This window comes from Frondihabitans sp. PhB188, assembly GCF_003752365.1.
Lineage (GTDB): Bacteria > Actinomycetota > Actinomycetes > Actinomycetales > Microbacteriaceae > Frondihabitans.
In genome coordinates, this window is sequence record NZ_RJUO01000003.1 from 606,913 (window position 1) to 632,466 (window position 25,554).

Genomic DNA, 25,554 nt, shown 5'->3' on the forward strand with positions numbered 1-25,554 from the left:
GCCGGTCAGACGGCGGGCACGGGCCGGTCCGGCGGGTTCACGCCCGCCGCCGCCAGCACCCGTCGCCCCTCCACCCGCCGCCCCCACGCGGTCGCCACCAGGATCACGACGACGCCGGCCCACCCCACCGGCCCGAGCGCGTCGCGCGCCACGAACGCTCCGATCAGCGCCGCCCACACCGGCTCGGTGCCGAGCAGCAGGCTGACCCGCGTCGGCGACGTGCGGCGCACGGCCCACATCTGCACGAAGAACGCGAACACGGTGCAGACGAGGGCGAGGTACAGCAGCAGTGCGACGGCGCTCGTCGTGAGACTCCCGACGTAGGTCGCCACCGGCTGCCCGACGAGCGCCGAGGCGGCCGCGAAGACGGCGGCGCAGGTCGCGAGCTGCACGGCGGTGAGGGTCGCCGAGTCGAGCGGCCGCGCGGATCGCCGGGTCAGCCGGTGCATGGTCGTCACGTGGACGGCGCGAACGACGGCCGCACCGAGCACGAGGCCGTCGCCGAGGGAGGGCCGCGACAGGGCTCCCCCGCTCGTGAGGAGCACCACGCCGGCCAGGGCGCCGAGCGCTGCGAGAGAGAACCGCCCCGGCAGAGCGACCCGCGCGACGGCGGACTCGAGCAGCGGCGTGAACACGATCGTCAGGCTGATGATGACGCCCGCATTCGTCGCCGAGGTGTGGGCGATGCCGAACGTCTCGAGCAGGAAGACCGCCGACAGCAGGGCGCCGAGCACGACCCCGACTCCCCATTCGGCGCGCGTCGGCAGGCTGCGCCGACCGAGCATCACGACGGCGCCGACCATGAGCGGCGCCGCGACGAGCATGCGCACGGCGAGCAGGGCCAGGACGGTGTCGGGGCCGACGAGCTCCTTGGCGACGAGGTAGGTCGAGCCCCAGACCAGGGCGACGAGCAGGAGGAGTCCGTCGACGCGGAGTCCGAGCAGGCGAGCGAGCATGGGTCGATCGTCCCGCCGCGCGGACAGTCGCACAAGCCACCGCTTGACTGGCTGAAGCATTAGTCTCGGCTAATGGAACTCGCTCAGCTCCGCGCCCTCCGCGAGCTCGGCGATCGCGGCAGCATCGCCGCCGTCGCGGCCGCGATGCGGGTCACGCCGTCGTCGGTGTCGCAGCAGCTCGCCGCCCTCCAGCGCGGCGTCGACGTGCCGCTCACCGAGAGGATCGGCCGCCGCACCACCCTCACCGCCGCAGGTCGCGCCCTCTCGGCCGCCGTCGTCGACGTCGAGATCGCCCTGGCGAAGGCCGACGAGTCGGTCGGGCGCTTCCACGCCGAGCCCGTCGGCGACGTCACGGTCGCCGCCTTCACGAGTGCCGCTCTCGCCCTGTTCGGCCCGCTGCTCGCCGCCCCCTCGCGCTCGACCGTCGCCGTCTCGGTCAGCGACCACGACGTGCAGCAGGACGCCTTCCCGTCGCTCGCCCTCGACCACGACCTCGTCGTGGCGCACCGCCTGCGCAACAGCCCGCCGTGGCCGTCGTCGGTCGCGGTGGTCCCCCTGCTCGAGGAGCCCCTCGACATCGCCCTGCGCCAGGGCCACCCGCTGTCGCGGTTCGACGCCGTCGGAGCCGACCAGCTGCGCACCGCCGAATGGGTCGCGGTGCACGACGGCTTCCCGCTCGAAGGCGCCATCGAGACGCTCTCCACGCTCGCCGGCATCGACGCCGCCGTGCGCCACCGCGTCAACGACTTCGCGGTGGCGGCGTCCGTCGTGGCCGCGACCGACTGCGTCGCGCTCCTCCCCCGCCACCTCGCCGCCGACTCCCGCCCGCCCGGCATCGACCTCCGCCCGACGCGGGGCTTCTCGGTGACGCGCCGCATCGACGCGCTCGCCCGGCCCGAGGCCCTCCAGCGGCGCACGGTGCAGACGGTGCTGGGCGAGATCCGCGGCCGGTTCGGGGCGCTGGCCGGCTAGGGGGCGCAGGAACTCGCGGCCCGCCGTCGGGCTGCGAGTTCCTGCGCCCGCCCGCGCCGCCGCCCCCGCCCGCGCCGCCGCAGCGGGCCGCCCCCGCCGAGCCCCCGCCGCTACCCGCCGAGCAGCTCCAACCCCGCCACAGCGGCACGCCCCCTCCGTCGAGACGGAGGGGGCGTGCCGATTCGGCGGGGGCGTGAGCCCAGGGCAGCTCAGCCGAGCGCCGCGGCGAGCTCCAGGTTGATGTCGTCCGGGTCCTGCAACGAGAGGATCACGAGCCCGAAGGCCGGCAGCTCGGTCACCTCGCCGTGCACGACACCCGCCTCGGACAGCCGCTCGGCCGCCGAGCGCAGCTCGTCGACCGAGCCGACGCGCAGGCTCAGGTGGTCGAGCCCCACCCGGTTCGGGTCGAACGTGTCGCCGACCGGGGCGACCGGCCGCAGCCCGAGCGTCTGTCCGTGAAACCGGAACGAGCACCCGCCGTAGGTGCGGGCGGGGTCGTCGTGGATCGTCGGGTCGTCGATCTGGTCGCTGAAGTCGCTGCCCGGCCCCATGCCGAAGAGCGCCGTGTAGAACGCCTTGCTCCGGTGGATGTCGGTGACGGTGAGGCGGACGTGCGAGTACCCCAGCGGGCTGACGATCGGGTAGGCGGTCACTTCGCGAGGAAGGCGAGGACGTGCTGGTTCCACTCGTCCTTGTGGGTGACCGTGACGCCGTGCGGTGCACCCTCGATCAGCACGAGCTCGGAGTTCGCGACGGCCTCGTGGGTCCGCTTGCCGCTCACCTCGAACGGCACGATCGAGTCGGAGTCGCCGTGGATCACCAGCGTCGGCACGTCGATCTTCGTCAGGTCGTCGCGGAAGTCGGTCGTCGCGAAGGCGACCGTGCAGTCGAGCGTGCCCTTCGGCGAGGCCAGCTCGGCGATGGCCAGGTTGTACGCGGCCTGCTCGTCGCTCACCAGCGGCCTGTTGATCAGCGAGGGCTTGCCCGCCGTGAAGAACATGGTGATGAACTCGCGCAGGAACTTGGGCCGGTCGCCGACGATCCCGTCGTGGAACCAGGCCGCCAGGTCGTCGTCGACCCCGCCCTCGGGGTTGTCGGACGCCTTGTACAGGTACGGCGGCACCGCGCTGGCGAACACGAGCTTCGCGATGCGCTCGGTGCCGTACTGGGCGACGTACCGGGCCAGCTCGCCGCCGCCCATCGAGAAGCCGATGAGGGTGACGCCGGTGAGGTCGAGGTGGTCGAGCAGCGCCTTCAGGTCAGCGGCGAAGGTGTCGTAGTCGTAGCCGTCCCACGGCTGCGACGACTGGCCGAATCCGCGGCGGTCGTAGGTGATGACACGGTGGCCGGCCTCGACGAGGGCCGGGACCTGGCCCTCCCACGAGCGGCCGCTGAGGGGCCAGCCGTGAACGAGGACGACGGGGCTGCCGGTGCCGAAGTCGTCGTAGTGGAGCTCGACGTCGGGGGCGGACAGCTGGGGAACAGAGAGGAACGGCATTGTGGTCTCGCTTTCGGGGTCAGATGCGTGGACGCGGCTGAAGGTACGCCCGCACTCTGAGGCCCCGTGGAGCCTGTACCCCGCCGTGCTCGGTCGACGCCACCGCCTCAGCCCAGATCGGTATAACTTGTTATACTGACTGAATGAGAACAGCCATCTCGCTTCCTGACGGCGACTTCGCGCGCTTCGAGCGGGTGGCCGCGCGCAACGGCATGAACCGGTCGGAGTTCTACCGACTTGCTGCCGACAGGCTGGCGCGCGAGCTCGAGGGCGAGGGCGAGTTGACCGCTCTCGCCAACGCCGCGATCGCCCGCGCCGGTCAGCCGTCGGGCGAGGGCGAGTTCCTGCGCGAGACAGCACGCACCACTCTGCGCAGCACGGAGTGGTGATCGCCCACGGAGACGTGGTGTGGGTCGACTTCGGATCGCCTCGCGGCTCTGAGCCCGCGAAGATCCGGCCGGCCATCGTCACGCAGGAGAACTGGGTGCTGGCGACCGACATCAACACGGTCCTGGTGGTGCCGCTCACGTCGAACGTCGCCCTCGAGTCATTCCCGGGCAACGTGCTCGTCCCCCTCGACGCGTCGGGTCTCGACAAGGACTCCGTCGCTGTCGTGACGCAGATCGGGCCCGTCAGCCGCGGGTTCCTCGACCCGTATCCGGTCGGGCACCTTCCCTCCTACCTCGTCGCGAAGATCGCCGCGGGCGTCAGGCTCGTCTCCGGCATCTGAGCGTCGGGGCTGCGGCTGGCCCCGCCGACGCAGAGGCCCCGGAGGGCCGGCTCTTACCCGACGGATAGGCGGCCTCCCTAACGTGGCCGTGATCCGACCCGGATCGCTCCCCCACGGAAAGCCGCCATGCCCTCGACCCCTGCACCCCGCCTGTCGCGAATCAACCTGCCCCGCATGATCCTGTGGCTGGCGTCGCTGGTCGTCGCCGTCGGCGGTTACCTGCTCATGACGATCTCGAACACGAGAGAGGCCGCGATCTACACGGCCGGCACCGCCGACTACCCGAAGCTGTTCGCGACGCAGTCGGGCAGCACAATCGGCGGCCTGCTCATCGCCGTCGGGGTGCTCGGCGCCCTGCTCGCCCTCACCTCGATGGCGCTGACGTGGAAGCCGCGGGTCGCGACCGAAGCCGAAGCCGCGCCGGAAGCCGAGCTCGATGCCGCCGAGGCCGAGCTCGACGACGAGGAGCTCAGGGCCACGCCGCGCTGACACTGCCCTCTCGGCACTCCTCCAGCCGGGTTCCCTACCTTCTTCGGTGACACGTCAACACGATCCCCGATCACAGAGGACCCCCGTGGCTCGCACCCCCACCAGCGGCACCCCGAAGACCCCGTCGACGAAGCAGGAGCGGCTCGCCGCCCGGCAGGAGAAGCTCGCAGAGCTCAAGCGCCAGCAGGCCCGCACCAAGCGCAACCGCCTCGTCGGCCTGATCGTGGGCGGCACGGCGGCGGTCGCCGCGGTGACTCTCGTGATCGTGTTCGTCGTCACGAGCGGCTCGTCGACCGCGCCGACGGCCTCGTCGATCACGGGCGTGAAGACCTACGACGGCCTGACCAGCAACCACGTCGCCGGCACCGTCGACTACGCGCAGACTCCGCCGGCGGGCGGCGACCACAACCAGGTCTGGCTGAACTGCGGCGTCTACAGCGAGCAGGTGCCCAGCGAGAACGCGGTGCACGACCTCGAGCACGGCGCCGTGTGGATCACCTACGACCCCGATCAGGTGAGCGACGCCGAGGTCACGGCCCTGCGCAAGGTCGTCCCGACCACCTACGCCGTCCTCTCGCCCTTCCCCGGCCTCGACAAGCCGATGTACATCTCGGCCTGGGGCGCGCAGCTCGGCTTCTCGAAGGCCGACGACCCGCGCGTCGAGCAGTTCATCACGAAGTACTGGCAGACCTCGACGGCACCCGAGCCGGGCGCGCCCTGCACCGGCGGCGTGGACGGCCCCGGAAAGATCGCGTGACCCGAAGCAGGATCCGCCTCACGGCCGCCGCCCTCCTCGCCGCGGCGCTGATCCTCGTCGCCGGGGTCTTCCTCGGCGCCCGGACGGTCCGGGGCGAGGCTCCACCGGCGACCACCAGCGCCGAGGCCGGCTTCGCCCGCGACATGCAGGTGCACCACAACCAGGCCGTCGACATGTCGTTCACGGTGCGCGACCGCGGTGAGAGCGACGCCGTCAAGACGCTCGCCTACGACATCGCGCGGTCGCAGCAGCAGCAGGCCGGCCAGATGTTCGGGTGGCTCGAGGTCTGGGGGCTTCCGCAGGCACCGGCCGAGCCATCGATGACGTGGATGAGCCGGCCGGCGCTGGCCGGGGGCGGCATGGCGATGGATCACGGCGGGGGCGGCGCAGTTCCTGCCGTCATGCCGGGCTTCGCGTCAGCCGACGACCTCGCGCGCCTGGCGAGGCTGTCCGGCACCGCCGAAGACCGGTTGTACCTTCGCCTCATGATCGCGCACCACCGGGGCGGCATCGAGATGGCCCAGGCCGTGCTCGACCGCTCGACGAACCCGCAGGTGACGGCGCTCGCGCGGAGCATGATCGTGACGCAGGAGAGCGACATCCGGGCGATGCGGGCGCTGCAGCGGGCGGCCTGACCGGACCTCGTCGTCAGGCGCGGTCGTGCAGAGTGATGCTGTAGCCGTCGGGGTCGGCGAACGTGAACGTGCGGCCGAACGGGCCGTCGATGGGCGCGGCGACGATCGCGTGCCCGTCGGCGGCCAGGGCGTCGTGGATGGCCTGGACGTCGGTGGCGTGCAACCAGATGGCGGCGCCGATTCCCGGCTGTGCGACGGCGTCGAGGTCGGTGCCGGGAACCAGGTCGCGCAGCGCGAACGCGACGGGCTTCGTCTCGAAGACGACGGCGTGCGGCGGGCCGGCCTGCGAGCGGACGAGGCCGAGATACTGCTCGTAGAACGCCTGCGAGGCGTCGAGGTCTCGGGTCTGCAGCGAGATGAAGTCGGGGCCGGTGACTGGCATGGTGTGCTCCTTGGTCATGTGTCAGTTTTCTGACACACACCAGGCTATGTCAGAATACTGACATGAGTCAAGACGATGCCGGCGTCGATCTCGAGACGTCCCTGGGCTACCTGCTGAAAGAGGCGTCGAGTGCGCTGCGTGCGGCGATGGAGGCCGTCCTCAAGCCGCTCGGCATGACGGTGACGCACTACTCGTGCCTGGAGCTGCTCTCGCAGCGCCCGGGCCTGTCGAACTCCGAGCTCGCGCGAGGCACCTTCGTCACCCGGCAGTCGATGAACGTGCTGCTGCAGGCGCTGGAGCGCGACGGCTACGTCACCCGGCCCACGGAGGCGCCGATCGGCAAGGCGCTGCCGACCCGGTTGACGCCTGCGGGCCAGCGGAGCCTGGCGTCGGCGACCGCGGCGGTCCGTTCCGTCGAGCTGCGGATGCTGAGCGGCATGACGGCCGACGAGCAATCCCGGGCGTTCCGCATCCTGCAGAGCATGGTGCGGTCGCTTCACGACGGCTGAGCCGCCGACGCACCGCGCCCGCCCCGGCCGAAGCCGGAGCGGGCGCGGTACCGATCAGGCCTCGACGCGGAAGGCGTCGACCGACGTGTGGCGGCTCAGGTTCTCGTAGCCGTCCTCCGTGACCAGGAACATGTCGCCGATGTTGGCGCCGTCGCTCAGCGGGTCGAGCCACTGCGCGTGGAGCACCATCGCCATGCCCGGCTGGAGCAGCTCGGTGTTGTGGCTCGTCACGTTGAACTTCGGGCCGCCCATGTTGCCGACGCTGTGGCCGAGGTTCGGGTTGTGCGGGCCGAAGGTCGCCGGGTAGACGCGCTCGAGGCGCCGGCCGGTGGCCTCGTAGTCGACGTCGGGCACGTACTGCTTCGGCACCTTGCGAGCGCCGCCGTCTTTCTCGGACTCCCAGTTGTAGGGCATCTTCGCGGTGTCGGTCTGCTCGGCCGTGAGGTAGCCCCGGTCGGTGTAGGCGCTGAAGGCAGCGTCGTGCAGCTCGTGGATCGGGGCGCCGGGTCGGATGCGCGCCTCGGCACGGCGGACCGCGTCGGCGCACATGGCCAGCGTGGTCTCCTGCTTCTCGGTGATGCTCCCGATCGCGATCATCCGGGCGATCTGCGCGGTGTAGCCGTGGTACTTGACGTTCGAGACGTAGAGGTTGAGCAGGTCGCCGTCGCGGATCACGTGGCCGTAGGGCTTGCCGCAGGCAGTGCCCCACTGGTTGACGCCGATCTGGTAGCCGTCGCCGGTCTCTCCGCCGCGCGACAGCTGTGCGAAGGTGAACGCCGCATAGATCTCGAAGTCGGTGACGCCCGGCTTCGTGACGTGGCAGGCCGCCTCGTAGGCGACATCGGCGAGCTGCGCGGCGGTGCGGACCTGGTCGCGCTCGTTCTCCGAGAGCAGCTTGGTCATGTCGTTCAGGGTCTCGGTGCGGTCCGAGAAGCGGGCCTTCGGCAGCTCGTCCGCGAGGACGCGCCAGAAGTCGGCCGACAGGCGGTCGCCCACGAGGCCGATGCTCGAGCGGGTGTAGCCGAGCTCGGCGAGGCGCTTCACGGTCGCCTCGATTGTCTTGCGGATCGGGTCGCCCGCGCGCCCGCCGTACTCGATGCTGAAGGGACTGATCTGCCAGACCTCCTCGACGCCGACGGCCTCGCCCTGCGGCGGCATGATGACCGACTCGGTGTAGAAGGTGAAGAGGTGGATGCCCTTCGAGGCGTCGGTCGGCACGACGAGGATGCCCTCGCGCGACCAGTCGCACAGCCACTTCAGGTAGGTGTTCGAGGTCTGGAAGCCGGTGAGCCCGTCGGCGTGGATGAGCGTCACCTCGTTCTCGGCGACCGCGGCGGCGCGGCGCAGCCGAGCGATGCGGTCCGCGAACTCGGACTCGGGGATGGCTTTGGCGTAGTCGACTTCGAAGCTCGGCTCGAAGCCGTCGAGAAGCCGTTCAGCAATCTTCGTCTGGATCATGCTCAATCTCTCTCTCGTGATCACTTGCTCGGCTTGATCAGGTAGTAGCGCGTGCCGGCGAACTGCTCGAACGTCGCTCCGGTCATGCCCTTGGCCATGACCGACTGGCGGTCTGCGTACGTGATCGGGATGACGGGCGCGGCGTCGGCGATGATGCCCTGGGCCTTCTTGTAGGCGTCCTCGCGCTCGGTCGAGTCGGCCTTCAGCTCCCAGGTCGAGTTGATCTGGTCGACGGTGCTGTCGCTCCAGAGCGCGTAGTTGTTCACGCCGCCCTTGGTGGTGGCGTAGCCGATCGGGATCTTCGGGTCGTCGGTCCAGGGGCCCCAGTTGAAGAGCACCATGTCAGCGGCGCCGGGGTTGGACGGCTTGCGCGAGCGGCCGTTGATGATGTCCCACTGCTGGTTGTTCGTCTGGGGCGTCAGCTTCACGGTGATGCCGATCTGCTTCAGGTTCTCCTGGATGAGCAGCGCGATGTTCTCCTGCGACGAGTCGGAGGTGTCGTAGTGCAGCGGCACCGAGATCGACGGGTTGCCGGCCTCCTTCATGAGCTCCTTGGCCTTGGTGAGGTCGGTCTCGTACTCGCCCCACGCCGGGTCGTAGCTCGAGGAGTTCTTGTTCACGATGCTGAGCGCGCGCTCGGCACGGCCCGCATAGACGGTCGAGACGATCTTCTCGTAGGGGATCGCGGTGGCGACGGCCTGTCGCACCTTCTCGTCGGCGAAGGCACCCGTGTCGGACGCCATCGTGAGGTACGTGAGGGTCGGGGTCGCCTGCGACGCCACGGTGAAGCCGGCGCTCTTGAGAGACGTGATGTCGGTCTGCGACATGTCGAACTCGGCGAAGTTGATCGAGCCGCTCTTCACGAGCGAGGCGACGTTGGCGTCGTTTACGATGCGCGCGGTCACCGTCTTGTAGGCGGGCGGGTTCGGGTAGTCGGGGTTCGCCTTGAGGACGACCTCCTGGCCCTTCTTCCAGCTGGCGACGTAGTACGGGCCGGTTCCCACGACGTTGTCGCGGAGCCACTTGGCCGCGTAGGGGTCCGACGAGGTCGCGTGCTTCTTGGCGGCGACCGAGTCGATGATCCGCTCGTTGGTGTTGACGAACATCGCCAGCTGCGTGGTGCCGACCTCGATCGGCTTGCCATCGGCGTCGGTGAAGTCGATCTTTACGGTGTTCTCGTCGATCACGTGGATGTCGGAGGCCTTCTGGAGACCGTTCGACGTGAGGTCCTGCGCGTTGAGGCTGTGCAGCGCCCCGTCGAAGCTCCACTTCACGTCGTCGGCGGTGACCGGGTTGCCCGACGGGTAGAACTTCCGGTCGGGGTCGAGGTGGAAGGTGATCGAGTTCGTGCCGATGTCCCAGCTCTTCGCGAGGGCGGGCGAGACCTTCGAGCCCTGCCAGACGTGGGAGCCGTCGGCGGCCGTCGTGAACGTGTAGGCGGCGAGGCCCTCGTAGACGTTGTTGGCGACTTCGGCATCTTCGCTGTTCGACAGGTTCATCGGGTAGAGCGACGTGAGGTCGGCGGGCCAGGCGGTGGTGATGCCCGTGCTGGTCGAGGAGGAGGTGTTCGAGGAGGACGACGAGGCGCTGCAGCCGGTGAGGGCGAGAGCGGCTGCGGCGACGACGCTGGCGGCGGCCAGGAGTCGCTTGCGCGGTCGGGGTGCGGACACGGGTGTTCCTTTCGGTGGGAGGGTGCGAAGGGATGGTGCGAGGGGAGAGGGAAGGATCAGGGGACCGGGACGGCGAGCACCGGAGCGGCGTCCGGCGCGGACACCGGGCACGCGACGGCGTGCGTCTCGGTCACGAGCATGAGGTCGGGCCGCTTGAGCGCGCAGGCCGCCTCGGCGATCGGGCAGCGTCCGACGAGGCGGCATCCTGCGGGCACCTTCATCGGGCTGGGGATCTCGCCGGTGAGCCGCAGGCGATCGTGCTCGCGGCCGTACTCGACGACGGGTGCGGCCGAGAGCAGCGCCTTCGTGTACGGGTGGACCGGGTTCTCGAAGACCTCCTCGGTCGACCCCTGCTCCACGATGCCGCCGAGGTACATGACCATGACGCGGTCGGACATCTGGCGGACGACACCGAGATCGTGGCTGATGAAGAGGTAGGCCAGGCCGTGCTCCACCTGAAGTCGCTTCAGGAGCCGGATGATCTGGCCCCGCACCGACACGTCGAGCGACGCCGTCGGCTCGTCGAGCAGGATCACCTTGGGCTCGGCGGCGAGGGCCCGGGCGATCGAGAGGCGCTGACGCTGCCCGCCGCTGAGCTGGCGCGGGCGGCGGTCGAGGTACGACTCGTCGAGCTCGACGTCGGCGAGGAGCTGCGCGACGCGAGCGCGACGCCCCTCCTTGTCGAGGCGGGTGTGGAGCCGGAGGGGCTCGTCGAGGGTGGCGGCGACCGTCATGCGCGGGTCGAGCGACGAGGTCGGATCCTGGAACACCATCTGCAGGTCGGAGTACGAGGCCGACAGCTGGCGCGCGGAGATCCCGATGATCGGCTTGCCGTCGATGTGGACGGATCCGGCGGTCGGCTCGACGAGGCGGGTGACGCAGCGCGCGATCGTCGATTTGCCCGATCCCGACTCGCCCACGAGCGCGAGGGTCTCGCCGGGGCGGATCTGGAAGCTGACGTCGTCGACGGCGGTCAGGGTGACGTGGCGGCCGGCCCCGCGGACGCGGTACTCCTTGCGGAGCGATGAGACATCGAGCGCGATGGGCGCCCGCTCGGCCGACGGGGCCTGCTTCGTGGGCGTCATCGGTTCTCCACCATCCTGCTGTCGGCGACGAGCTGCTGCGTGTAGGGGTCGGTCGGGGCGTTGATGATCTGCTCGCACGAGCCGATCTCCTTGACCTCGCCGCCGCGCATGACGACGACGCGGTCGCACGTCTCGGCGACGACACCGAGATCGTGGGTGATGAGGCAGGTCGTCATGCCGGTCTCGGCCTTGATGTCGACGATGAGGTCGAGCACGTCGGCCTGGATCGTCACGTCGAGGCCGGTGGTCGGCTCGTCGAGGATCAGCAGCTTCGGCTGGCTGATGAGCGCCATGGCGAGCATCGCGCGCTGGGCCATTCCGCCCGAGAACTCGTGCGGGTACTGGTCCATGCGGCGCCGCGACTCCGGCACGCGCACGAGGTCGAGCATCTCGAGAGTGAGCTTCCGAGCCTCGCGGCGGGTGACCCCTCGGTTGGTCCGGCAGACGTCGGCGATCTGCGTGCCGACGGTGAAGACCGGGTTGAGCGAGCTGCGGGCGTCCTGGAAGACGATGCTGATCTCGCGGCCGCGGATGCTTCGGAGCTCGGGCTCGGTCATGGCGGTGAGGTCCTGGCCGGCGTAGCGGATGGATCCCGCGGTGCGGCGGAAGCGACCGGGTGCGAGGCCCATGATCGACAGGGCGGTGATGGACTTGCCGGATCCTGATTCCCCCACGATCGCCGTGGACGACCCCGCCGGCACCGAGAAGCTGACGCCGTGGAGCACCGGGTCGATGCGGCCGGGCTGGTTCTCGAACCCGCCGGTGAAGCCGTCGACCTCGAGCAGTGCGGCGCTCATGCGGCGCTCCCCTGGTCGCGGAGATCGGCGATGGCGTCCGAGATGAGATGGAAGGCGGCCGCGAGCAGGAAGATCGCGAGGCCCGGGAACCCCGAGATCCACCACTGGCCGGAGAGGATGGCATCCTGCCCCTGGGCGATCATCGAGCCCCACTCGGCCGAGCCCGGCTGGATGCCCAGGCCGAGGAAGCCCAGCGCGCCGACCGTCGAGGCGACGTAGGAGGCGTTGACCGACGCGTAGGTGAGGAGCGGCCGGAGGCTGTTCGGCACGAGGTGCGCGAAGAGGACTCCGAACGGACCGCGCCCGACGAGGCGGGCGGCCTCGGCGAACTGGTACTCCTTCTTCGAGCGGATCTCGGCGCGGGCGAGGCGGACGTAGTCGGGCAGGGGCAGCACGGCGACGACGAAGATGACGTTGGCGATGCCGGATCCTGCGACCGCGATCACCAGGACCGCCAGCAGGAGCGACGGGAACGAGTTGAGCAGCTCGAGGATCCGCATGGTGATGTAGTCGAACGCGCCACCGAAGAAGCCGGCGAGGCTGCCCCAGACGGTGCCGACGACGAGGGCCATGAGCACGACGAGCACGGTGATGCTGACGTCGGTCTTGGCGGCGGCCATGGTGCGCGAGAGCACGTCGCTGCCGAGGCCGTCGGTGCCGAACGGGTGGGCGAGGCTCGGGGCGTCCTGGAGGAGGCCGACGCCCGAGGCGGTGGGCGGGTAGGGCGTCCAGAAGGTCGCCACGATGGCGGTCAGGATCAGCAGGGCCAGGAGCGAGGCACCGGTCCACAGGGCCCACGATCTGCCGGCGGCGCCGAGGCGGGTTCGCGAGGGTCTGATCAGCCGCGGGAGGCCGATGGTCGGGGCGGTCATGCGCTCCTCCGGGGGTCGACACGGACGTAGACGAGTTCGAGCAGTGCCCAGATCACGACGTACAGGGTCGCCACGTAGAGCACGAAGCCCTGGATGACGGGGTAGTCGGACGACTGGATGGCCGTGATGGCGAGCTGCCCGATTCCGGGCCAGCCGAAGATGCCCTCGACCAGGACCGATCCGGCGAGCGTCCAGCCGATGAGGCCGGCGCCGATCGTCAGCACGGAGAGGAGTCCGGGCTTGAGCGCGTAGCCGAACCAGATGCGGGGCCGCGAGATGCCCATGGCCTTGGCCGTGCGGACGTACTCGGAGTCGAGCGACTCGACCATCGCCGATCGGACCTGCCGGGCGACCGGGCCGAAGCTGCCGACCGAGAGGGTGATCACGGGCAGGACGAGCTGCTTGACCGCGGCCACCGCCGTCGCGAAGTCGCCGTGCAGGAGCGCATCAGGAACGTAGAGGCCGGTGATCGTCGGCGGCGACTCCATGCCGATCGGCAGGCGGCCGGTCGGCCCGGGCAGCAGGTGCAGGTTGACGAAGAAGATCCAGAGCAGCATGAGGCCGATCCAGAACTGCGGGAGGGCGAGAGTGCCGGTCGTGAAGAAGCGGAGCACGGCGTCGAGGACGGTCCCGCGGAAGACGGCCGCGGCGACCCCGACGATGATGCCGAACACGAGGCCGACGATCACGGCGTAGAGGCCGAGCTCGACCGTCGCGGGAAGCCGGCCGAAGAGCTCCGGGCCGACAGCCTCACCCGAGAGGTACGACGTGCCGAAGTTGCCGGTGGCGAGACCGCCGAGGAAGCGGAGGTACTGCACGATCAGCGGGGCATCGAGGCCGAGCTGAGCGCGAGCCTGCTGACGGGTGGCCTCGGTGGCCGAGTCGCCGACGAACAGGTTGATCGGGTCCGCCGTGAAGACGCGTGACACCAGGAACGTGATCGACACGATCGCGACGATGACGACGAACGCCCCGATGATGCGGAGCACGGGGCCGCGGACGGCGCGGCCGAGGCGGATGGCGCGCCCGGGTGCGGGGCGGGAGCGGGGAGGAGCAAGAGCAACCATGTCGATCCTCTGTCGGGGTGTCGTCCGAATTCACCTGGCTCAACTGGTTGGACCAGTGGACGTGTTGCGACTGTAATGAGGATTCGACGGTTAAAACCGTCATTTCTCGCGGTTTTCACGCACCCCTAACATGCCCGAAACAAACCAGTTGTGCGTCCACCCGGGTTGTACGCTCGGCCCCATAGAGTTGTCGGCAACCACGGAGAGGCGCGTTCGGCATGAGTAACGATGAGCTCGTCGAGTTCCGGCGTCGATCGCGGCCGCTCGGCTCCGAGCTCGCCGCGCACCTCGAGCAGCAGATCCTCAACGACACCTACCCCCCGGGCTCGGTCCTGCCGGCCGAGCGCGAGATGGCGGTGTCGCTGGGCGTCTCCCGAACCTCTCTGCGCGACGCGCTCCAGGAGCTCGAGGGCAAGCACCTCATCGAGCGCCACCACGGCAAGGCGTCGCGCGTCCTCCCCCTCGACATGGAGTCGCTGGCCGTCCAGGAGCGCCTGCATCCGATCGAAGACCGGATCCAGCACGTCATCGAGGTCGAGAACCTCGTCGAGCCCGGCGTCGCGCGTCTCGCAGCCGAGCGGGCGACCGCGGCCGACGTGCTCCAGCTCGAGTCGATCCTCGGCCGCAGCAGCGAGCACCTCGCCCCCGAGGCGTCACTCGATCTCGACGTCGACTTCCACTACACGCTCGCCCGCGTCACGCGGAACAACTTCATGGTCGGCATCAGCGGCCTCGCTTCCGAGCGCACGCGCGAGACGCGCCTGCTCGCCCACACGACAGTCGAGACGCGAGCCGATTGCATCCGCGGCCACGCCGCGATCGTCCGCGCGGTCTCGGATCACGACGCCGACGCGGCCGAGCTGGCCATGCGCAGCCACCTCGAGGCGGTGCACCGGTCGATGCGGGTCCCTGGTTAGTCCGACGCAGGCTAGTCCGACGCCGGCTAGTCCGACGCCGGCGCCTTCTCGAGAGCGCGCCCGTCGGCGTTCAGGTAGTCCCGCCATGACCTCTTCGCCTCCCAGCCCAGCAGGCGTCGCGCCTTCGACGTGTCGATCCCCGAGGCGTCCACTCGAGAGAGCGAGCGCAGTTCGATGCTCTCGCCGTGGTTCTGGCGCAGGAACTGCGCGAAGTCGTGACCACCCGCGTTGTCGGGCGCCGCGATGTAGAACACCTCGTGCCCGGGAAGCTCCGACTCGGCCGCCAGCAGCAGGGCGTCGGCGAGGTCGTCGGCGTCGATGTAGCTGCCGAAGTTGGCGCTCGTGCTCGACGCCTCGCGGACCTGTGGTCCGAGGTTCGACTCGTAGTTGTCGGCGTTGTGCACCGTGCTCGGACGGATCGAGATCGCTCGCAGATCGGAGCGGCGGACGGCGGCGTCCATCATCTGCTCGCCGAACAGCTTGGAGAGCGCGTAGGGGTCCTGCGGGTAGAGCGGGTGCTCCTCGTCGACCGGCACGTAGTCGGGGAGGAACGGACGCTCGGGGAAGAAGTTGCCGACGATGCTCTCGCTCGAGACGTTGACGAACCGCTTCACCCCGAAGCGGACGGCCGCCTCGACGAGGTTGAAGGTCGACATGACGTTGGTCTGGAGCACGACGTGCGGCGGGTGCGCCGTCGGCTGCGGGATGGCGGCGACGTGCACGACGACGTCGGCCCCGGCCACGACGGAGTAGGCCGCGCCGGCGTCGGTGAGGTCGGCCATCACATAGCGCCCCGGCACGACCACGCCGGCGTCGAAGACGGGGCGGACGAGGTCGACGCCCAGCACGTCATGGCCTGCCGCGACGAATGCTTCCACCGTCGCTCGGCCGACTTTGCCACGGGATCCGGTGATGACGACTTTCATGAGCTCTCCTTCGAACGGCAGGATGTTCGACGGTACTCACTTTCGGGTTCGTCAGCCGGATACGTCAGCCCCGCCGCATGCCCGCCATCAGCGCGTCGAGCACTCGGTGCCGCTGCGTCTCGCTGTCGACGGGCATCGTCGCGATGCCGTAGACACCGCGGGTGAGGTCGGATTCGCTGATGCCCGGGTCGAGCTCGCCGGCCGCCCGGGCCCGCTCGACGATCGGCAGGGCGGTCGCGATGATCGTGCGAGTGCAGGCCTCGTACACGTCGCCGCTCGGGTCGAGGGTCGTCGCCAGCGCGTTCTTGGCGCCGATGCGGTCGGCGAAGCGATGCATCCAGGCCAGGAGCGCGGGCCACGGCTCGAGTCCCTCGACCGCCTGGGCGTCGGCCACGATCGACTCGATCTCGTCGATGTAGAGGTGCTGGATCAGCGACTCGCGGGTCGGGAAGTTGCGGTACAGCGTGGCGATCCCCACCCCGGCGGCATCCGCGATCGCCTCGAGCGCGACGTCGGCGCCGTCGCGGCGGAACGCGGCCCGGGCGGCCAGCACGATGGCGTCGAAGTTCCGCGCGCCGTCGGCCCGTCGGGGCCGCGGTGCGCGGAACTGCTCGAGCTCGGCGATGGTCACCCTCTCAGAGTAGGGCGAGTGAGCAGAGCCTCAGCCGACCGGCATAACGAAGTCGACGTAGCGCGCCCCGAAGGCGCCGTCGGGGACGATCTCGTCGATTCGAGCGAGGTCGGCCTGGGCGAGTGCGAGGTCGGCCGCGGCGGAGTTCTCCTCGACGCGCGCGACGCTCCGCGTTCCCGGGATCGGCACGATGTCGTCGCCCTGGGCGAGCAGCCACGCGAGCGCGAGCTGCGTGACGGTGGCGTCCTTCGACGAGGCGAGGTCGCGAAGAGCGTCGATCGCGGCGAGGTTCTTCTCGTAGTCGCCGGGCTGCCAGCGCGGATCGGTGCTGCGCATGTCGTCGGCGGCGTACTCCGACGCGGGGCGCACGTCGCCGGTCAGGAACCCGCGGCCGAGCGGCGAGTACGCCACGAAACCGATGCCGAGCTCGCGCACCGTGGGCAGCACCTCGGCCGCCGTGGCGCGCTCGAAGATCGAGAACTCGCTCTGGAGCACCGAGACCGGGTGCACGGCGTGCGCGCGCCGGATGGTGTCGGGAGCAGCCTCCGAGAGGCCGAAGTACTTGACCTTGCCCTCCGCGACGAGCTCGGCGACGGTTCCCGCGACGTCCTCGATCGGCACGTCGGGGTCGACGCGGTGCTGGTAGAAGACGTCGAGCACGTCCACTCCGAGGTACTTCAGGCTGTTCTCGGCGACCTTCCGGATGTTCTCGGGGCGGCTGTCGTAGAGCTTCTCCGGGTTGAGCGGCATGACCCAGCCGAACTTGGTGGCGACGACGACCTCGTCGCGGAACGGCGCGATGGCGCGGCCGACGATCTCCTCGTTCGAGCCGGTGCCCATGCCGTAGAGCTCGGCCGTGTCGAACATCGTCACGCCGAGATCGTGGGCCCGGCGGATCGCCGCGATGCCGCCGGCCTCATCGGCGGCGCCGTACGCCGAGGTGATTCCCATCGCGCCGTAGCCGATGGCGGCGGCTTCGAGCCCCTGGGTGCCGAGGGTGCGCTTCTGCATGCGGATTCCTTTCGTCGATCGCCGCCGCTTGATCGCGACGACATAAACGATAGTAATCCTCCGCTTGATGAAGTGGTAGCCCTCCTCCGGTTAATCGCCTGGGAGTTCAGGAGCCCCGCCGCCTGGCCGGAAAACGCATAGCGCCCTTATGGACGCTGGACGAGTCGGAAATCCTCGACGTAATCTGATCGGTGTCTTCCGATGCCATCCGCGTCGGACGAGTCGTTGGCCCAGACCCCGTCAACCTCGCGTAGGCGGGGCTGGACCGCACCTGATTCGCGGTCCAGCCCTCTCGCCTAGCTCGGCCCCAAGCGTGCACCCCCGCCCCCACGGCCGGTGAGGGGTCGCTGGTTGTCGTCGCGGAGGCTGCCCTGAGCAACTAGCGACCCCTCAACGCCCGAAGGAGGTAGGGCAGGCGCTTCGTGCCGGGGATGGGGGCGATGTCGGTGCCCTTCGAGAGGAGCCACGCGAGGGCGATCTGGCCCGGGGCGGCCCCGTGATCCTGCGCGATCGTGTCGACGGCCTCGACGATGGCGGATGTTGCCCTGCAGGTTGTCGCCCTGGAAGCGCGGGTTGAAGCGGCGGAAGTCGTCGTCGTCGAGGTCGTCGACGGTGCGGATGCGCCCCGTCAGGAAGCCCCGGCCGAGCGGCGAGTACGGCACGAAGCCGATTCCGAGCTCGCGGACCGTGCGCAGGATCTCGTCCTCGGGCTCGCGCGACCACAGGGAGTACTCGGTCTGCAGCGCCGTGATCGGGTGCACCGCGTGAGCGCGTCGGATCGTCGCCGGCGCCGCCTCGGAGAGGCCCAGGTGACGCACCTTGCCTTCCGCGACGAGCTCGGCCATGGCGCCGACGGTGTCTTCGATCGGCACGCGGGTGTCGACGCGGTGCTGGTAGTAGAGGTCGATGTAGTCGATTCCGAGACGCTCGAGCGACCCCTCGACCGACTTCTTCACGTAGTCGGGCCTCCCGTCGATGGGCCGGTTCTTGCGGACCTCGGGGTCGGTCACGTTGCCGAACTTCGTCGCCACGACGACGCCGTCGCGCTTGCCCTGCAGCGCGCGGCCGAGCAGCCGCTCGTTCGTGAAGGGGCCGTACATGTCGGCGGCGGCGCCTGCGGCGGTTCGCACCTCCACGAGGTACCGCAGCGCCAGCTCGGTCAGCCGACACGGAGGTGCGGCTCGCGACTCGAGAGCACCCGACAGGTTCCTCGGCAGTTGCAGGATCGGGAGAGGCCACGACGAAGGCTCGACCAGTGGTCGTCTCCAGTCGAACGGCCCGCGATCCGCCGACGGAAGCAGCGCAGCTCGGACGACTGCGGACCATCGACTACGCGGGTTCGCAAGGACCTGGGGCGGGGTCGTCCTTGTGGGGGTGCGCCGAAGAGGTGGTTCTCCTATTGCGCGACGCAGTTCCTGCGCCCGATCCTTGCCTAGTGAAGGGGTGTCCTTTGATAAGGACGACGCCCTACCCCAGCAGCGCCACCCCGAACCCCGCGACGACGGCCCGCACCTCCACGAGGTACCGCAGCGCCAGCTCGGTCAGCGGGATCGCGGAGTGCCCGATCCAGCCGATCTCGATGCGCTCGTCGACGTCGAGCGGCACGGCCACGATCTCGGGGTCGAGGTCGTCGCTGACGATGCCGGTCGAGATCGTGTAGCCGTTGAGGCCGATCATGAGGTTGAAGATCGTCGCGCGGTCGGAGACCCGGATCTCGCGCTTGCTCGACAGCGTCGACAGGATCTCTTCGGCGAAGTAGAAGGAGTTGTTCGAGCCCTGGTCGAAGGTCAGGCGCGGCAGATCGGCGAGGTCGGCGAGGGTCGCGCGATCCTGCGATGCCAGCGGGTTCTTGCGCGAGATGAAGATGTGCGGCTGGGCGAGGAAGAGCGGATGGAAGACCAGCCCCGAGTCGCGCAGGAGCTTGTCGATGACGTTGCGGTTGAAGTCGTTGCGGTAGAGGATCCCGAGCTCGCTGCGGAGCGTCCGCACGTCTTCGATGATGTCGAACGTGCGGGTCTCTCGGAGCGAGAACTCGTACTCGGGAGCCTCGGTGCCCTTGACCATCTGCACGAACGCGTCGACGGCGAACGAGTAGTGCTGGGCCGACACCCCGAGCAGGCGGCGCTGCGGCGGCCTGCCCAGATAGCGCTGCTCGAGCAGAGCGACCTGCTCGACGACCTGTCTGGCATAGCCCAGGAACTCCGCCCCATCGGTCGTCAGCGTCACGCCGCGCGCGCTCCGCACCAGAAGGGCTCGGCCCACCCGCGCCTCGAGATCTTTCATCGCTGCCGACATGGTCGGCTGGGCGACGTACAGGACGTCGGCCGCCGCTGTGATCGACTCCTCTGACGCGACCTCGATGAAGTACTGGAGCTGCTGCAGCGTGATGCCGCTCGGACGCCTGGCCATAGGCAAAGGCTATAGCAAACCATAGCGGCGCCGAATTACCTGATACCCGACGAATGCCTGCACCATGGGTCTACCGACATTCACGAGGCCACCCCCGGCCGACAGCTTCCGGATTGGCCGCTCATGGCGAACGAGTTCACGTTCAGCATCACCACCACCCGCTTCGACGACGACTACGCGCCGTCCGAGAGCTCGCGGGCCACGACGAACTTCGCCAACCTGGCCCGCGGCGAGCACCGTCAGCAGAACCTCCGCAACGCTCTGACGATGATCGACCGCCGCTTCAACGACCTCGCGCACTGGGACAACCCCTCCGGCGACCGCTACACCGTCGAGCTCGACATCGTGTCGGTCGAGCTCCAGTTCGCCGCCGCCGGCGAGGACCAGGTGTTCCCGCTGCTCGAGGTGCTCGACATCCACATCGTCGACCGGCAGACCGGAGTGCGCCACCAGGGCATCGTCGGCAACAACTTCTCGTCGTTCGTCCGCGACTTCGACTTCAGCGTTCGCCTCCCGGCTGTCAACAAGAGTGCGACCGAGTTCACCGTCCCCGACGACTTCGGCGTGCTGCACGGCAAGCTGTTCCAGCACTTCCTCGACTCCCCCGTGTACCGGGAGCGCTACCCGATGACGCCGGTCATCTGCATCAGCGTCTCGACGAGCAAGACCTACACCCGCACCGCGAACTCGCACCCGGTGCTCGGCGTCGAGTACCGCCAGGACGACTACTCCATGACCGACGAGTACTTCGGCCGGATGGGCCTGAACGTGCGGTACTTCATGCCCCCGGGAGCAGTCGCGCCCCTCGCGTTCTACCACCGCGGCGATCTGCTGAACGACTACTCCACCCTGCAGCTCGTCGGCACGATCAGCACGATGGAGACGTTCCAGAAGATCTACCGGCCCGAGATCTACAACGCGAACTCGTCTGCCCCTGCCGTCTACCGGCCGAGCCTTGAGCAGCAGGACTACTCGCGCACCGAGATCTCGTACGACCGCGTCGAGCGCAACCAGCTCGCGGTCACGCAGGGCAGGTTCACCGAAGACCACTTCGTGAAGCCGCACAGCGACGTACTGAAGCGCTGGGCCGCCGACTTCTCCACCCCCGCCCGATGACCGCCCTGCCCACCGAAGGATCGCCGAACGTGAACACCCTGCTCCCCACCGCCCTTGTCGGCAGCCTCCCGAAGCCCTCGTGGCTCTCGGAGCCCGAGAAGCTCTGGTCGCCCTGGAACCTCGAGGGCAGCGCGCTGGCCGAGGGCAAGCTCGACGCGCTCCGCATCGCCGCGCACGAGCAGCTGCGCCGCGGCATCGACATCATCAGCGACGGTGAGCAGACCCGCCAGCACTTCGTCACCACCTTCATCGAGCACCTCAGCGGCGTCGACTTCGAGCAGCGAGAGACCGTGCGGATCCGCGACCGCTACGACGCGAGCGTTCCGACCGTCGTCGGCGAGGTGAGTCGCGAGAAGGGCGTGTTCGTCGACGATGCGAAGTTCCTGCGCCAGCAGACGGATCAGCCGATCAAGTGGGCGCTTCCGGGACCGATGACGATGATCGACACCCTCTACGACCGCCACTACAAGAGCCGCGAGAAGCTGGCGTGGGAGTTCGCGACGATCCTCAATCAGGAAGCGCAGGAACTCGAGGCGGCTGGGGTCGACGTCATCCAGTTCGACGAGCCGGCGTTCAACGTGTTCCACGATGAGGTGCACGACTGGGGCATCGCGGCGCTCGAGCGGGCAGCCGAGGGGTTGAAGGCCGAGACGGTCGTCCACATCTGCTACGGCTACGGGATCAAGGCGAACAACGACTGGAAGTCGACCCTCGGGCCGGAATGGCGGCAGTACGAGACGTCGTTCCCGTTGCTGCAGCAGTCCTCGATCGACGTCGTCTCGCTCGAGAGCCACCACTCGCACGTGCCCATGGACCTGATCGAGCTGCTGCGCGGCAAGAAGGTCATGCTCGGGGCGATCGACGTCGCGAGCGACCAGGTCGAGACGCCTGAAGAGGTGGCCGACACCCTGCGGCGAGCGCTGCAGTTCGTCGATGCCGACAAGCTGATTCCCAGCACGAACTGCGGCATGGCCCCGTTCGCACGCGATGTCTCGCTCGAGAAGATGAGTGCGCTAGCGGCGGGGGCGGGCGTCGTGCGGGCGGAGCTGAGGGGGGCGGGCGCCTAGCCTTCACGCGGAGCCACGTCACTCGGCGGTGACGACGACTTCTCGTGTGGCGGTGGCTTCGTCCCCGACGGGAGACGCCACGGTCAGAGTCGCCGTGCCGAGAGGAAAGTCATCGGGCAGCACGTAATCGCCCTCGGCCGTGAAGCGCGGACCTGAAGTCGACGCGATCGTCCCGAGGGCGTGATCACTGCCGCTCGACGGCGTGATGGTGACGCGCATGTCTCGCGCGGAGCGATTGACGCCGCCGGTGTCTTCGCACGTCTCGGTCATCCAGTCGACGCGGACGCTCAGCCGTGCGCCGGGGTGCGGCGAGGTGTCACCGAGAACGATCTTCTTCGCCGCGCACGATCCAGCGCCGCTGCTCGTCACAACGCCGCACCCGGCCGTCGCGACCACCGCGATGGTCGCTCCCATGACGAAGATCGTGCGTGCAATGAACCCCATGACGCCCCCCTTGAGTCGAGAGCTAACCATGATCTCGCGATCGGCCGGGTAACGGCTTGGCAACGGTCGCGGCGCCGGCCTCGGGGCGGCTCGCTAGGACCGTTGCTTGCCGTCGGGATCGCGATGCGCGAGCAGGCTCGCATCGGGATGCTCGTGCCCGGAGGTGGTCGTCGAATCGCGGCCTAGACGTCGATCAGCGTGATCGTGGCCGAGACGGGCGCGCCCAGCTCGAGTGCCTCGGCGTCTCGCACAGCGCGCTTGACGGGCAGCATGTAGCCGCTGCCCTCACCGCCCGGAAAGATCGAGGTCCGGAAGTCGGTGGCACCGACGCGCGCGTCGACCCGGAGCGATCCCCAACCGCCGGCCTGATCGCCGGCGATCGCCGCGATCTCGTCACTCGCATCGAGCGGGAGCGACACGAACGTCCAGAGCTCACGTCGGGCCTCCCACCGCCAGAGGTCGCCGACGAAGTCGTACGAAAGGCCTCGTCGGCGGGTCGGTGTCATGTGATCCAGGGTAGGCGGGTGCTCGGTCGATCCCGATCGCGGGCCTGTGGGCCGCACCAGCGGCGGCCGGGAACGAGGCACGGTGGGCATCGAACGGCAGTATGCGGCCGTCCGTGGTCCGAGAGGCAACATAGTGATACATTCTCGGCACGGCCGACGGGGACATCGCGGTTCGATTATTTGCACCGCGACCATGTCGCCGATCACCAGGGGAACCAACTTCGTGAAGACCAACCTGCTCACGCGCGCCTGGCGGCCCTTCGCCGCCGGCGCCGGCGTTCTCACCGTCGCCGCAGCACTCACCCTCACCACAGGCGGCATCGCGAACGCTGCCACCGGACCGACCTGCGTCGACGGGACCTGCACGGTCAGCTTCGCGCTGACCGGCGCCCCGGAGACATGGATAGTGCCGACCGGTGTGACATCAATCACCGCCACCGTCAAAGGCGGCGCGGGAGGCGCCCAAAGCGCCGGCGCGAGAGATCCAGAGCCAACTGCAGGCGGCGCTGGTGGCGACGTGCAGGCGACGTTGCCCGTCGCAAGCGGCGACGCCATCACAGCCGTCGTCGGCAGTAAAGGCGCCGACGGAGTGGCAAATAGCGCGACACCTGCTGCCGGTGGCTACGGCGGCGGCGGCAACGGCGGATCCATGGCGTACCCCACACACTCCTCCGGCGGCGCCGGCGGCGGCGGCAGCTTCCTGTTCACCGGTTCAGCCCTGGCCGTGGCAGCGGGCGGAGGCGGCGGGTCCTCCGCAGTCCTCTTCAATCCAGTAACCGGAGGGACCGGCGGCACCACGGGGGCAGGTACCCCGGCCAACGGTCAGGCCGGCCTCGACGGCGGTCAAGGAACCGCCACGGGGCCGGGTGCTGCCGGCAACGAAGAATTCGCAGGTGCCCCTGGCAGCTCAGCGATGACAACGAGCCCGACAGCCATATCGGCCGGAGGTGCCGGCGCCATCAACACCGGCGGCAGTAACTTCTACACAGCCGGTGGCGGCGGCGGTGGGCTCTACGGCGGCGGCGGTGGCGGTACGGACGGGCCCGGCGGCTTCTCGGGAGCGGGCGGCGGTGGGTCCGGCTTCGTTGCGACCGCAGCGACCAACGTCACCACGCTCGCCGGCAATACCGGTGACGGCAGCATCGTCCTCACCTACGCGGCCCCGGCCGTGGTGAAGACCGCCACGGCAACGACGGTCACCGCCAGCGCCAACCCGGTAGTCGGCGAGCCGACCACACTCACCGCCACGGTGACTCCGGCTCCTGCTGATGGCGGGCTCGTCACGTTCAAAGACGGCACGACAACCCTCGGCACCGCCCCGGTGACCGATGGTGTCGCCACCCTCAAGGCGAACCTCGCCGAAGGTGCGCACAGCATCACCGCCGCCTACGCCGGGGATACTGCATCCGCTGACTCCACCAGCACCGCGAAGACCGTCACCGTGGCCCCGGCCGCACCTGCCACGACCAAGCCGGTCTTCCCGGCCACGTCGTCGAAGGCGGACCCCATCGTCAAGACGGCGACCGCCGGGAAAGCGTTCTCCTTCACCGGCCTCGCCGCCACCGGAACCCCGGCACCGACGTACACGGTGAAGGGTGACGACCAGGACGGACAGATCCTGCCGGACGGCGTCACGTTCGAGAACGGTGTCCTCGCCGGCCGCACCACGACCTCGGGCATCTGGCTCATCGAAGTCACCGCGACGAACTCCGCCGGCACCACTGTCGAGCACATCGCCCTCGAAGTCGGTGCTGCGGCCGCTGTCGGTCTGAACACCGTCGTCGTCCCCGGCGACGGCACAACCGAGATCACCCGCGCGTGGACCGTTGCACCCGATGGAACCGTCACCGAAGCGACCGAGACCGGCACGGTGAAGAACGCCATCATCACCGCCAAGCAGGGGGAGCAGGTGTCGTTCATCAGCGTCCCCGTCGACCGGTACGGCAACATCGCCGGCGACGTCAAGGTCAAGCCCGCGACGAAGTCCTCCGTTGCAAGCGACACCATCACGTACGACGCCGACCTCGCGACGACGTCCGTCCTGTTCAACCACGCGAGCCCGCACACGATCACCGTCGCGCTCGACGGTGTGACGACCTCGTTCACGGTCCAGGTCGCAGCCGTGACGACACCGACGGCTGTCGTTCCGACGTCGCTGGCGTTCACCGGGTCGAACCCCTCCGGAGCAGCCGGTCTCGCCGGGCTTCTGCTCGCCGCCGGGATCGCACTCCGTGGCATCGTGATCGCCCGCCGCCGGCGAGCCTGACCGAACCGACCCAGAAACGAGGACGCCCCCGCCGCTATCAGCTGCGGGGGCGTCCTGCACCGGTCGAAACGACGTTGCGGGCGACGGACGAGAGCGTGCCGAAGCGCTCCCCGAAGACCACCGGCCGAACGCGACTCATCAGGGGGCGGTGTTCGTCGTCACGTCGGCGGTGCGGTTGACTCGACCGGATACGGACCTCGTCCTCGTCACGCGGAACATGGCCTTGGGCGCACTGCTCGTCACTACGGGCATCGTGTCCTGGCGTCGGTCGCGGCGACAATAGGGATGCAACCACGACCACATATACTCGCATGTCGCCCGGACCGAGGTGGGGCTAGCGGAGGAGCCTGCGGAGTGGAGGCGTTACGCGAACGAGACCTCCCG

The 25,554-nt window shown here is 69.3% G+C and carries 27 protein-coding genes and 1 pseudogene; 11 read left to right on the forward strand and 17 right to left on the reverse strand.

Annotation, left to right across the window (positions count from 1 at the left end; translation table 11 throughout):
* Window positions 1-5 precede the first annotated feature (5 nt).
* On the reverse strand, window positions 6-956 hold the full coding sequence (locus EDF46_RS11620; RefSeq protein ID WP_123506417.1) for a DMT family transporter: 951 nt from the start codon (window positions 954-956) through the stop codon (window positions 6-8).
* 72 nt (window positions 957-1,028) lie between these two features.
* On the opposite strand from EDF46_RS11620, the gene EDF46_RS11625 reads away from it, so the two are divergent.
* Window positions 1,029-1,928: a LysR family transcriptional regulator gene (locus EDF46_RS11625; RefSeq protein ID WP_123506418.1), complete on the forward strand. Its 900-nt coding sequence runs from the start codon at window positions 1,029-1,031 to the stop codon at window positions 1,926-1,928.
* A gap of 209 nt (window positions 1,929-2,137) precedes the next feature.
* On the opposite strand, the gene EDF46_RS11630 is transcribed toward EDF46_RS11625, so the two are convergent.
* Together EDF46_RS11630 and EDF46_RS11635 are read right to left on the reverse strand one after the other, a co-directional pair.
* Window positions 2,138-2,581, reverse strand: a complete 444-nt coding sequence (locus tag EDF46_RS11630) for a VOC family protein (protein WP_233580003.1) — start codon at window positions 2,579-2,581, stop codon at window positions 2,138-2,140.
* Window positions 2,578-3,426, reverse strand: a complete 849-nt coding sequence (locus tag EDF46_RS11635; RefSeq protein WP_123506419.1) for an alpha/beta fold hydrolase — start codon at window positions 3,424-3,426, stop codon at window positions 2,578-2,580. The genes EDF46_RS11630 and EDF46_RS11635 overlap by 4 nt, the downstream gene beginning before the upstream one ends.
* 143 nt (window positions 3,427-3,569) lie before the next feature.
* Between EDF46_RS11635 and EDF46_RS11640 the strand changes: the two genes are divergently transcribed.
* From EDF46_RS11640 to EDF46_RS11660, 5 genes are all read left to right on the forward strand, one after another.
* On the forward strand, window positions 3,570-3,815 hold the full coding sequence (locus tag EDF46_RS11640; RefSeq protein WP_123506420.1) for a CopG family transcriptional regulator: 246 nt from the start codon (window positions 3,570-3,572) through the stop codon (window positions 3,813-3,815).
* Window positions 3,812-4,156: a type II toxin-antitoxin system PemK/MazF family toxin gene (locus EDF46_RS11645; protein ID WP_123506421.1), complete on the forward strand. Its 345-nt coding sequence runs from the start codon at window positions 3,812-3,814 to the stop codon at window positions 4,154-4,156. Before EDF46_RS11640 ends, EDF46_RS11645 begins: the two co-directional genes overlap by 4 nt.
* Before the next feature lie 126 nt (window positions 4,157-4,282).
* A complete protein-coding gene (locus EDF46_RS11650) occupies window positions 4,283-4,645 on the forward strand; it encodes a hypothetical protein (protein WP_123506422.1) in 363 nt (120 codons plus the stop codon).
* Between the two features lie 85 nt (window positions 4,646-4,730).
* Window positions 4,731-5,402: a DUF3105 domain-containing protein gene (locus EDF46_RS11655; RefSeq protein WP_233580004.1), complete on the forward strand. Its 672-nt coding sequence runs from the start codon at window positions 4,731-4,733 to the stop codon at window positions 5,400-5,402.
* Window positions 5,399-6,037 carry a DUF305 domain-containing protein gene (locus tag EDF46_RS11660; protein WP_233580005.1) on the forward strand — a complete coding sequence of 213 codons (639 nt, stop codon included), beginning with the start codon at window positions 5,399-5,401 and terminating at the stop codon, window positions 6,035-6,037. The genes EDF46_RS11655 and EDF46_RS11660 overlap by 4 nt, the downstream gene beginning before the upstream one ends.
* Before the next feature lie 13 nt (window positions 6,038-6,050).
* Here EDF46_RS11660 and EDF46_RS11665 read toward each other — a convergent pair whose 3' ends face one another.
* A complete protein-coding gene (locus EDF46_RS11665; protein WP_123506563.1) occupies window positions 6,051-6,419 on the reverse strand; it encodes a VOC family protein in 369 nt (122 codons plus the stop codon).
* Window positions 6,420-6,481: 62 nt separating this feature from the next.
* On the opposite strand from EDF46_RS11665, the gene EDF46_RS11670 reads away from it, so the two are divergent.
* Window positions 6,482-6,928 (forward strand): MarR family winged helix-turn-helix transcriptional regulator, encoded by a 447-nt coding sequence (locus EDF46_RS11670; protein WP_123506424.1) that lies wholly within the window; start codon window positions 6,482-6,484, stop codon window positions 6,926-6,928.
* 54 nt (window positions 6,929-6,982) lie between these two features.
* Here EDF46_RS11670 and EDF46_RS11675 read toward each other — a convergent pair whose 3' ends face one another.
* The 6 genes from EDF46_RS11675 to EDF46_RS11700 are packed head-to-tail and all read right to left on the reverse strand — an operon-like array spanning window position 6,983 to window position 13,877.
* Window positions 6,983-8,386 carry a Xaa-Pro peptidase family protein gene (locus EDF46_RS11675; protein WP_123506425.1) on the reverse strand — a complete coding sequence of 468 codons (1,404 nt, stop codon included), beginning with the start codon at window positions 8,384-8,386 and terminating at the stop codon, window positions 6,983-6,985.
* A 20-nt stretch (window positions 8,387-8,406) separates the two neighbouring features.
* On the reverse strand, window positions 8,407-10,056 hold the full coding sequence (locus EDF46_RS11680) for an ABC transporter substrate-binding protein (protein ID WP_123506426.1): 1,650 nt from the start codon (window positions 10,054-10,056) through the stop codon (window positions 8,407-8,409).
* Between the two features lie 56 nt (window positions 10,057-10,112).
* Window positions 10,113-11,141 (reverse strand): ABC transporter ATP-binding protein, encoded by a 1,029-nt coding sequence (locus EDF46_RS11685; protein WP_123506427.1) that lies wholly within the window; start codon window positions 11,139-11,141, stop codon window positions 10,113-10,115.
* Window positions 11,138-11,938 carry an ABC transporter ATP-binding protein gene (locus EDF46_RS11690; RefSeq protein WP_123506428.1) on the reverse strand — a complete coding sequence of 267 codons (801 nt, stop codon included), beginning with the start codon at window positions 11,936-11,938 and terminating at the stop codon, window positions 11,138-11,140. Before EDF46_RS11690 ends, EDF46_RS11685 begins: the two co-directional genes overlap by 4 nt.
* Window positions 11,935-12,810: an ABC transporter permease gene (locus tag EDF46_RS11695; RefSeq protein ID WP_123506429.1), complete on the reverse strand. Its 876-nt coding sequence runs from the start codon at window positions 12,808-12,810 to the stop codon at window positions 11,935-11,937. The genes EDF46_RS11690 and EDF46_RS11695 overlap by 4 nt, the downstream gene beginning before the upstream one ends.
* Window positions 12,807-13,877 carry an ABC transporter permease gene (locus EDF46_RS11700; RefSeq protein WP_123506430.1) on the reverse strand — a complete coding sequence of 357 codons (1,071 nt, stop codon included), beginning with the start codon at window positions 13,875-13,877 and terminating at the stop codon, window positions 12,807-12,809. The genes EDF46_RS11695 and EDF46_RS11700 overlap by 4 nt, the downstream gene beginning before the upstream one ends.
* Window positions 13,878-14,095: 218 nt before the next feature.
* On the opposite strand from EDF46_RS11700, the gene EDF46_RS11705 reads away from it, so the two are divergent.
* Window positions 14,096-14,794: a FadR/GntR family transcriptional regulator gene (locus tag EDF46_RS11705; protein ID WP_123506431.1), complete on the forward strand. Its 699-nt coding sequence runs from the start codon at window positions 14,096-14,098 to the stop codon at window positions 14,792-14,794.
* Between the two features lie 26 nt (window positions 14,795-14,820).
* Here EDF46_RS11705 and EDF46_RS11710 read toward each other — a convergent pair whose 3' ends face one another.
* From EDF46_RS11710 to EDF46_RS11730, 5 genes and pseudogenes are all read right to left on the reverse strand, one after another.
* Entirely contained in the window at window positions 14,821-15,720 is a 900-nt protein-coding gene (locus EDF46_RS11710; RefSeq protein ID WP_123506432.1) for an NAD(P)-dependent oxidoreductase, read from the reverse strand.
* A 64-nt stretch (window positions 15,721-15,784) separates the two neighbouring features.
* A complete protein-coding gene (locus tag EDF46_RS11715; protein WP_123506433.1) occupies window positions 15,785-16,351 on the reverse strand; it encodes a TetR/AcrR family transcriptional regulator in 567 nt (188 codons plus the stop codon).
* Between the two features lie 30 nt (window positions 16,352-16,381).
* Entirely contained in the window at window positions 16,382-17,362 is a 981-nt protein-coding gene (locus EDF46_RS11720; RefSeq protein WP_123506434.1) for an aldo/keto reductase, read from the reverse strand.
* Window positions 17,363-17,765: 403 nt separating this feature from the next.
* Window positions 17,766-18,468, reverse strand: a pseudogene (locus tag EDF46_RS11725) (aldo/keto reductase); the annotation flags it as partial.
* Window positions 18,469-18,829: 361 nt separating this feature from the next.
* Window positions 18,830-19,771, reverse strand: coding sequence for a LysR family transcriptional regulator (locus EDF46_RS11730; protein ID WP_123506435.1), 942 nt, complete (start codon window positions 19,769-19,771; stop codon window positions 18,830-18,832).
* A 123-nt stretch (window positions 19,772-19,894) separates the two neighbouring features.
* Between EDF46_RS11730 and EDF46_RS11735 the strand changes: the two genes are divergently transcribed.
* Both EDF46_RS11735 and EDF46_RS11740 read left to right on the forward strand, forming a co-directional pair.
* A complete protein-coding gene (locus tag EDF46_RS11735; protein WP_123506436.1) occupies window positions 19,895-20,887 on the forward strand; it encodes a putative oxygenase MesX in 993 nt (330 codons plus the stop codon).
* A gap of 29 nt (window positions 20,888-20,916) precedes the next feature.
* Window positions 20,917-21,954: a methionine synthase gene (locus EDF46_RS11740; protein WP_123506564.1), complete on the forward strand. Its 1,038-nt coding sequence runs from the start codon at window positions 20,917-20,919 to the stop codon at window positions 21,952-21,954.
* 18 nt (window positions 21,955-21,972) lie between these two features.
* Here the strand turns inward: EDF46_RS11740 and EDF46_RS11745 are convergent, their stop codons facing one another.
* Both EDF46_RS11745 and EDF46_RS11750 read right to left on the reverse strand, forming a co-directional pair.
* Window positions 21,973-22,398: a hypothetical protein gene (locus tag EDF46_RS11745; protein WP_123506437.1), complete on the reverse strand. Its 426-nt coding sequence runs from the start codon at window positions 22,396-22,398 to the stop codon at window positions 21,973-21,975.
* Window positions 22,399-22,580: 182 nt separating this feature from the next.
* Window positions 22,581-22,904 carry a DUF1905 domain-containing protein gene (locus EDF46_RS11750; RefSeq protein WP_123506438.1) on the reverse strand — a complete coding sequence of 108 codons (324 nt, stop codon included), beginning with the start codon at window positions 22,902-22,904 and terminating at the stop codon, window positions 22,581-22,583.
* Window positions 22,905-23,127: 223 nt separating this feature from the next.
* On the opposite strand from EDF46_RS11750, the gene EDF46_RS11755 reads away from it, so the two are divergent.
* Window positions 23,128-25,170, forward strand: coding sequence for an Ig-like domain-containing protein (locus EDF46_RS11755; RefSeq protein WP_158614228.1), 2,043 nt, complete (start codon window positions 23,128-23,130; stop codon window positions 25,168-25,170).
* Window positions 25,171-25,554 lie beyond the last annotated feature (384 nt).

Excerpts from the sequence above, each read along its gene's own strand:
- EDF46_RS11640 (WP_123506420.1), top strand. The coding sequence starts at position 3,570 with ATGAGAACAGCCATCTCGCTTCCTGACGGCGACTTCGCGCGCTTCGAG.
- EDF46_RS11620 (WP_123506417.1), bottom strand. The coding sequence starts at position 956 with ATGCTCGCTCGCCTGCTCGGACTCCGCGTCGACGGACTCCTCCTGCTC.
- EDF46_RS11670 (WP_123506424.1), top strand. The coding sequence starts at position 6,482 with ATGAGTCAAGACGATGCCGGCGTCGATCTCGAGACGTCCCTGGGCTAC.
- EDF46_RS11700 (WP_123506430.1), bottom strand. The coding sequence starts at position 13,877 with ATGGTTGCTCTTGCTCCTCCCCGCTCCCGCCCCGCACCCGGGCGCGCC.
- EDF46_RS11690 (WP_123506428.1), bottom strand. The coding sequence starts at position 11,938 with ATGAGCGCCGCACTGCTCGAGGTCGACGGCTTCACCGGCGGGTTCGAG.
- EDF46_RS11710 (WP_123506432.1), bottom strand. The coding sequence starts at position 15,720 with ATGAAAGTCGTCATCACCGGATCCCGTGGCAAAGTCGGCCGAGCGACG.
- EDF46_RS11695 (WP_123506429.1), bottom strand. The coding sequence starts at position 12,810 with ATGACCGCCCCGACCATCGGCCTCCCGCGGCTGATCAGACCCTCGCGA.
- EDF46_RS11750 (WP_123506438.1), bottom strand. The coding sequence starts at position 22,904 with ATGACACCGACCCGCCGACGAGGCCTTTCGTACGACTTCGTCGGCGAC.
- EDF46_RS11665 (WP_123506563.1), bottom strand. The coding sequence starts at position 6,419 with ATGCCAGTCACCGGCCCCGACTTCATCTCGCTGCAGACCCGAGACCTC.
- EDF46_RS11650 (WP_123506422.1), top strand. The coding sequence starts at position 4,283 with ATGCCCTCGACCCCTGCACCCCGCCTGTCGCGAATCAACCTGCCCCGC.
- EDF46_RS11675 (WP_123506425.1), bottom strand. The coding sequence starts at position 8,386 with ATGATCCAGACGAAGATTGCTGAACGGCTTCTCGACGGCTTCGAGCCG.
- EDF46_RS11625 (WP_123506418.1), top strand. The coding sequence starts at position 1,029 with ATGGAACTCGCTCAGCTCCGCGCCCTCCGCGAGCTCGGCGATCGCGGC.
- EDF46_RS11735 (WP_123506436.1), top strand. The coding sequence starts at position 19,895 with ATGGCGAACGAGTTCACGTTCAGCATCACCACCACCCGCTTCGACGAC.
- EDF46_RS11635 (WP_123506419.1), bottom strand. The coding sequence starts at position 3,426 with ATGCCGTTCCTCTCTGTTCCCCAGCTGTCCGCCCCCGACGTCGAGCTC.
- EDF46_RS11685 (WP_123506427.1), bottom strand. The coding sequence starts at position 11,141 with ATGACGCCCACGAAGCAGGCCCCGTCGGCCGAGCGGGCGCCCATCGCG.
- EDF46_RS11730 (WP_123506435.1), bottom strand. The coding sequence starts at position 19,771 with ATGGCCAGGCGTCCGAGCGGCATCACGCTGCAGCAGCTCCAGTACTTC.
- EDF46_RS11720 (WP_123506434.1), bottom strand. The coding sequence starts at position 17,362 with ATGCAGAAGCGCACCCTCGGCACCCAGGGGCTCGAAGCCGCCGCCATC.
- EDF46_RS11745 (WP_123506437.1), bottom strand. The coding sequence starts at position 22,398 with ATGGGGTTCATTGCACGCACGATCTTCGTCATGGGAGCGACCATCGCG.
- EDF46_RS11705 (WP_123506431.1), top strand. The coding sequence starts at position 14,096 with ATGAGTAACGATGAGCTCGTCGAGTTCCGGCGTCGATCGCGGCCGCTC.